General features: G+C 58.0%; 6 protein-coding genes. All 6 read right to left on the reverse strand.

Features of this window, described 5'->3' with window-relative positions:
- Positions 1-88 precede the first annotated feature (88 nt).
- Positions 89-2,182 (reverse strand): LTA synthase family protein, encoded by a 2,094-nt coding sequence (locus PMI37_RS27295; protein ID WP_008087398.1) that lies wholly within the window; start codon positions 2,180-2,182, stop codon positions 89-91.
- Positions 2,183-2,488: 306 nt separating this feature from the next.
- Entirely contained in the window at positions 2,489-3,094 is a 606-nt protein-coding gene (locus PMI37_RS27300) for an START domain-containing protein (RefSeq protein WP_008087399.1), read from the reverse strand.
- Positions 3,095-3,135: 41 nt separating this feature from the next.
- Positions 3,136-3,390, reverse strand: coding sequence for a YkgJ family cysteine cluster protein (locus PMI37_RS27305; protein ID WP_008087400.1), 255 nt, complete (start codon positions 3,388-3,390; stop codon positions 3,136-3,138).
- 166 nt (positions 3,391-3,556) lie between these two features.
- Complete coding sequence (locus PMI37_RS27310; RefSeq protein ID WP_008087401.1) at positions 3,557-4,027, reverse strand: hypothetical protein; 471 nt, start codon at positions 4,025-4,027, stop codon at positions 3,557-3,559.
- 78 nt (positions 4,028-4,105) lie between these two features.
- Positions 4,106-5,545 carry an aminotransferase-like domain-containing protein gene (locus PMI37_RS27315; RefSeq protein WP_008087402.1) on the reverse strand — a complete coding sequence of 480 codons (1,440 nt, stop codon included), beginning with the start codon at positions 5,543-5,545 and terminating at the stop codon, positions 4,106-4,108.
- Between the two features lie 27 nt (positions 5,546-5,572).
- The coding region (locus tag PMI37_RS32335) for a hypothetical protein (protein WP_238552741.1) at positions 5,573-5,817 on the reverse strand (245 nt) is incomplete at its 5' end.

The raw sequence follows: 5,817 nt of genomic DNA on the forward strand, positions 1-5,817 counted from the left end.
AAACCTTATTCAGGACGGGACACCGGCAAAAAAAAGAGGCCCTTTTCAGGGCCTCTTTTTTATTGCGCGGACTTTTACTTTACAGCGCTTAGTCCGGCTTGCCGTTAACCACACCGGCAGTGTTGTCCATCAGGCTCTTGGTCGCCGTTTGCAGGAACGCTTCGAGTTTGTGTTTCAACTCGGCAGCGCGCGGTGCATCAGCAATGACCTCGGCACCCGGATTGGCGCCCAGTTGGTACTGATAGACCTTCGCCGACATGTCCTTGTCTTTCGGCAGCACCAGAATCTGGTCCGCCGTGACAATAGCGGTGGTCTGCTCGCTGCCCGACGGCTTGATCACACCGAAACCGGTGTCCCCTTCCGGCAGGTTAAGCAGGTCACGACCCCAGCACTGATGGCGCACTTCGCCACCCACACGACCCATGATGGTCGGCACGATGTCGATTTGCGTACCCACGGTGTGGTCACGGGTGCCGAACTTCTCCTGGATGCCCGGGGCGATCATCAGCATCGGCACGTTGAAGCGGCCCAGATCCATTTCGGTGATCTGGCGCTCGTTGCCGAAACCGTGGTCGCCGACGATGACGAACAGGGTTTCTTTGAAGTACGGCTCTTTGCGCGCCTTCTCGAAGAACTGACCCAACGCCCAGTCGGAGTAGCGCATGGCGGTCAAGTGTTCGTTGAGGCTGCCACGATCAGTGACGCGCTCGACCGGCAATGGCGACGGCAAGGCGTATGGCGTGTGGTTGGACAGGGTTTGCAGCAGCGCATAGAACGGCTTGCCGTTTTCGCGCTTCTTCAATTCGATCAGACCACGGTCGAACATGTCCTGGTCGGACACGCCCCACGTTGGATCGGAGAACACCGGATCGACGAAATCATTACGGCCGACAAAGTTGGTCATGCCCTGGTTGCTGAAGAAACCCGACTGGTTGTCCCAGGCGAAGTCACCGTTGTAGACATAGACGTCGTCGTAGTCACGGGCGCTGAGCAATTGCGGCAGGCCAGACAGTTTGTGGCTGCCTTCCGGTGTCTGCATCAGGTATTCGAAACCTGGCAGGTTCGGGAAGCAGGCCATGGTCGCGAACATACCCTGGTGGGTGTGTGTGCCGTTGGAGAAGAAACGGTCGAACAGCAGGCCTTCCTTCGACAGTTTGTCCAGGTACGGCGTGATGTTGCCTGGCGCGCCCAGAGCACCGACCGAGTGACCGGCCATGCTTTCCATCAGAATTACGACAACGTTCTTGATCGGCAGGGTCTTGTCGGCGGGCGGCGTGTAGTCGCGGCGCACGGCGGCGATGTCGGCATCGACCAGTTTGTCGTCCGGCATGACCAGCATCTGGCGCACTACTTTCTGCGCTTCTTCTTGCGGCAGTGTGGCTTTCCAGATGTTGTCGCGGTCTTCGCCCATGCGATCTTTTGCAGCGGCGATCAGCGACAGCGTACCGTTGAGGCCGAGCTGGTTGGCGAAGTTCGATTCGGTGGTGTAGACGTCACCCCAACGCATTGGCGGGCCTTGACGCAGCGTGCCCCGCGCAGCGACCACGCAGATCAGCAGGCAGACCACGAATACGGCGAGGCGCGCATACCACGGCGCGACCTGACGCGTGCCGACGCTACCGCCGCTGAAAGGCCCGCGCGGACGTGTTGCACGATCAGCGCCCTTGAACGCCAGCGTCAGAATCACTGTGCCGATGACCCACGCCAGCAGATAACGCACGACCGGGAAACCGTACCAGAGCATGCTCATCACGGTTTTCGGGTCTTCTTTCACGTACTGGAACACCAGACCATTGAGGCGCTGGTGGAACTCACGGTAGAAGTCCATCTCCATCAGGCCGAGAAACAACGCGATGCTCGAGGCGACGGTGAGCCACAGACGGAAGAATCCGCGTGCGGCCATCGCGCGGGCACTGAACAGCGCCAGCACCAGCGGAATGCACACGTAGACCACTAGACGCAGGTCGAAACGCAGACCGTTGGCGAAAGCTTCGAGGAAGGTCGAAGCCGGGGTATCGAGGATCATCTCGCGGTTGTAGACCAGCAGCGCGAGGCGCAGCACGGAAAACATCACCATCATGACCAGTGCGCAAAGCAGCGTGTAGGCCAGATGCGATTTGACGGTCGGTTGCAGCAGGCGACTGGAAGATCGCTGCTGATTCAGGGCGTCCGGGTTTGCCATGTCGTTTTAGGACCCATTGAAAGTTGAAGTTGCAAAAATACAGCGGCGCCATGCCCTCTATTGGTCATTCCAGACCCCGGGGCGTGCGCGGAGCGCAAATGTTGCACGATCACCCGCACCATTGCCATTGATTACTGCCCTGCCCCCAGACACTTTCATTTAGAGCAGGCACAGCGTGTAACAGCGCGGGCGAATTGTCTGGAACACTTTGTGAAAATTTCGTGCAACGCATATCTGGAAACACAATATAGATACAAAACAAAAACGCCCCGAATCGATCGGGGCGTTATCTGCAAAGCACGACGATTACTTCTCGGCGCGCTCTTTCAGGGCTTTAAGTGTGTTGAACGGTGCGTCAACCACGAACTTGTTGGCCACCATCGCCGGCACGCTGCCACCTGGCTCGGTGTGCACTTGATAGGTCACTTCGACCTGATCACCCTTGGGCACGAATTTCCAGAAGCCTTTGACCTGGGCCACACGGACGAAACCTTTTTCTTCCGGAAGGTACTTCGGCACACCTTCCAGGTTACGGGTCAGGCTGCCATCGGCGCCTTCAACGGTGGTGATGTGCAGCACCGAGTCACGCGGGGTAACCGGCCAAGGCGTATTGAACTGAGTGTAGGTCCAGCTCTGGTCGCCTTCGTGCTTGAGCAATTTTTGGGTCTTGCACTCGTGAATCCAGGCGCAGGCGCCGGAAACGTCTTCCTGCAACGCGCGCAGTTTGGCGACGGTGGTCTTCATCAGCGCCACGCCCTGGTAGGACTTGTAGTCCGAACCCGGCACTTCGCTCAGTGAAACCTTGATGCCTTCTTCGTTCTTGGCGACTTTCCAGTCTTCTGCCTGAGCGACCGAAGTGGCCAGCACAGCGGTCAAACCACACAACACAGCGATACGATGCAGCGAACCCATAGTCTTATTCCTTATTGTTGAAATTCCGTTCGTTTGACACATCACGCCGCCGTCATTTGCTCCCACCAGCCGATCAGTCTGATCGCTTCTTGCGAACTGCTGCCGCAGACTTCGATGTCGGCAGAGAAGCCGGAACAGACTGCCGGACGCTCCGGGCGGCCGAAAATGCTGCACAGGTTTTCGACCGAGAGTTGCACGCAACGTTCGCCGGCAGGTTTGCCATCAGGCATGCCGGGAATCGGCGAACTGATGGAGGGGGCGATGCAGCAAGCGCCACAGCCTTCACGGCATTTCATGACGAACAATTCCTCGCGACGGGCGATGTGTAAAAGGGACGCGGAACAGAGTAACCGCTAAAACGGCTGTTTTAAATTGCCTGAACCGGGGTTTTTAGCGATTACTGAATGTGACTGACCAGTCTCCGACAAAGCGTCTGGTCTGCGGGTCACAGCAACGTGCTGTTTATTGCTTGAATTCGAAATCGAGCGCAGCGCCTTCCACTTCGCGACGCTCTTCATTGCGCAGCTGCAACTGCATTTCGTTGCTGAGCAAACGGCCATTGAGCTGAAAGCCGCTGTTTTTCTCGCCAAACATCTGCGGCAGGATCGGCTCGCGTTTCGGCAGGTCGACGGTGCCCTTGGGTTTCAGTTCCTGAACCATGTCTTTGGGCAGGCTGAGGTCAAGTCTGGCCGCCGGCAATCTGGTTTTCGCCACTTCACTGGCAGGTTTCGACTTGGACGCAATCGGCGCGCGTTTCTTCACGGGCTTGGCTTGCGGCTTCTTAGCGGGGACTGCCTTTTTCGCCGCTGGTGCCTTCTTGGCACTGGTCGTTGCTGGCGGTTTTTCCTGAACCGCAGCCGCCATGACACCGGGCGCATGACCGATCATCAGCATACACAGCACAACCCAGGCGGCAGGAACAATCGCTTTCATGGACCCAACGTGGCTAACGGCAGAGGGCCATATGCTCGCTTGTTGGACGCGACAAGACAAGCATGAACGTCCGCTCGTTCAGAATCCGCCAGCCGTTTCCTGACACAGTTGGGTCGCCAGCAGCCCCAGAGTCATCAACGCCCGTTCCGCCTCGCGATTCCACGGAATGCCACAATTGAGGCGGATACAGTGGTTGAATTGCTCGGTATTGCTGAAGATCAGCCCCGGTGCAATGCTGATGCCCTGCTGCAACGCGCGGATATGCAACTCCTGCGTGTTCACCCTCCCCGGCAGACTCACCCAAAGGATGAAACCGCCCGTGGGCCGGGTCATTTGCGTGCCTTCGGGGAAGTACTGCTGCACCGCCAACTGGAAAGCGCTGAGGTTTTTTCGGTATTCCTGGCGGATGTACCGTAAATGCCGGTCATAACCGCCGTTTTCCAGATAAGCGGCAATCGCCATCTGCGTCACGCTGCACGCCGAATGGGTGCTGAAGGTCTGCAGACGCTGGATTTCCTGCTGGTACTTGCCGGCAATCATCCAGCCGATGCGCACACCGGGCGACAGGGTCTTGGAGAAACTTGAGCAGTAAATCACTCGGTCCAGGCGATCGTAAGCCTTGAGCGCTTTGGTCTTGCCCTGCTCGAACATCAACTCGCCATAGATGTCGTCTTCGACGATCTGGATATCGAAATCCGAGGCCAGGCGCAGCAACTGCTTCTGCCGCTCTTCGGGCATGGTGCCGCCCAATGGGTTGCTCAGGCGCGTGGTCAGCACCAGCGCTTTGATCGACCATTGGTTGGCCGCCAGTTGCAGGGCTTCGAGGCTCATGCCGGTAGCAGGATCGCTGGGGATTTCGATGACTTTCAGGCCGAGCAGATCCGCCAGTTGCAACAGACCGTAGTAAGTCGGTGATTCGGCGGCAATCAGATCGCCCGGCCGGGTCAGTACCCGCAGCGACATCTGCAGGGCATCGACACAACCGTGGGTGATCACCACTTCCGACGGGTCGACCACCACGCCGGCATCGCGCATACGAATCGCCACTTGCCGGCGCAGCGGTTCAAAACCGGGGCTGAACATGTAACTGAAGGCGCGCGGGCTATGGAACCGGGTGACCTTGGCCAATTGCTGATGCAGCGCGCGCACCGGTAAATAATCGACGCTGGGCACAGCGGCACCGAGCGGGAATACGCCTTCACGACGCGACTCGACGAGCACTTGCTGAATGATGCTGCTGCGGGTGACCAGGCCTGGACGCTCGACCCGGGCGATATCCGGCGTTGGCGCGGTCAGCGCGGGGGTCTGGTGGACGTAATAACCGGACTGCGGACGTGCGCGAATCAGCCCCTGATCTTCGAGATTGGCGTAGGCCTGCAACACCGTTGCATGGCTGACGTTGAGCTGCGAACTCATCTTGCGCACCGAAGGCACGCGCTCCCCCGGTTGATAGACACCACGGCGGATGTCTTCGGCCAGTTGCTGAGCAATACGTTGGTAGAGCAAGAGATTGGTCATGACGCAGCACTCGATTTCACGGGCATTTTATTCTTGTGTGAAACAATACCGGAACAGTTTAGAAGTGTACTGGGACAGTTGCCACTTTAGTCGACCATACAGTGCGGTGTCTGCCCCTGACTGTACTGATTTGCGATCCATTCGACAGACGTAAAAAAGCCCGGTGCTTGCCGGGCTATGTACTGGAACGCTGTAGGAGCTGACGAGTGCAACGAGGCTGCGATCTTTTGATCCTGTTTTTAAGATCAACATCAAAAGATCGCAGCCTTCGG

The sequence above is a fragment of the Pseudomonas sp. GM80 genome, from assembly GCF_000282515.1.
Classification (GTDB): domain Bacteria; phylum Pseudomonadota; class Gammaproteobacteria; order Pseudomonadales; family Pseudomonadaceae; genus Aquipseudomonas.

Bases quoted from the DNA above. Each gene is read 5' to 3' on its own strand.
- PMI37_RS27295 (WP_008087398.1), bottom strand. From the start codon at position 2,182: ATGGCAAACCCGGACGCCCTGAATCAGCAGCGATCTTCCAGTCGCCTG.
- PMI37_RS27300 (WP_008087399.1), bottom strand. From the start codon at position 3,094: ATGGGTTCGCTGCATCGTATCGCTGTGTTGTGTGGTTTGACCGCTGTG.
- PMI37_RS27305 (WP_008087400.1), bottom strand. From the start codon at position 3,390: ATGAAATGCCGTGAAGGCTGTGGCGCTTGCTGCATCGCCCCCTCCATC.
- PMI37_RS27310 (WP_008087401.1), bottom strand. From the start codon at position 4,027: ATGAAAGCGATTGTTCCTGCCGCCTGGGTTGTGCTGTGTATGCTGATG.
- PMI37_RS27315 (WP_008087402.1), bottom strand. From the start codon at position 5,545: ATGACCAATCTCTTGCTCTACCAACGTATTGCTCAGCAACTGGCCGAA.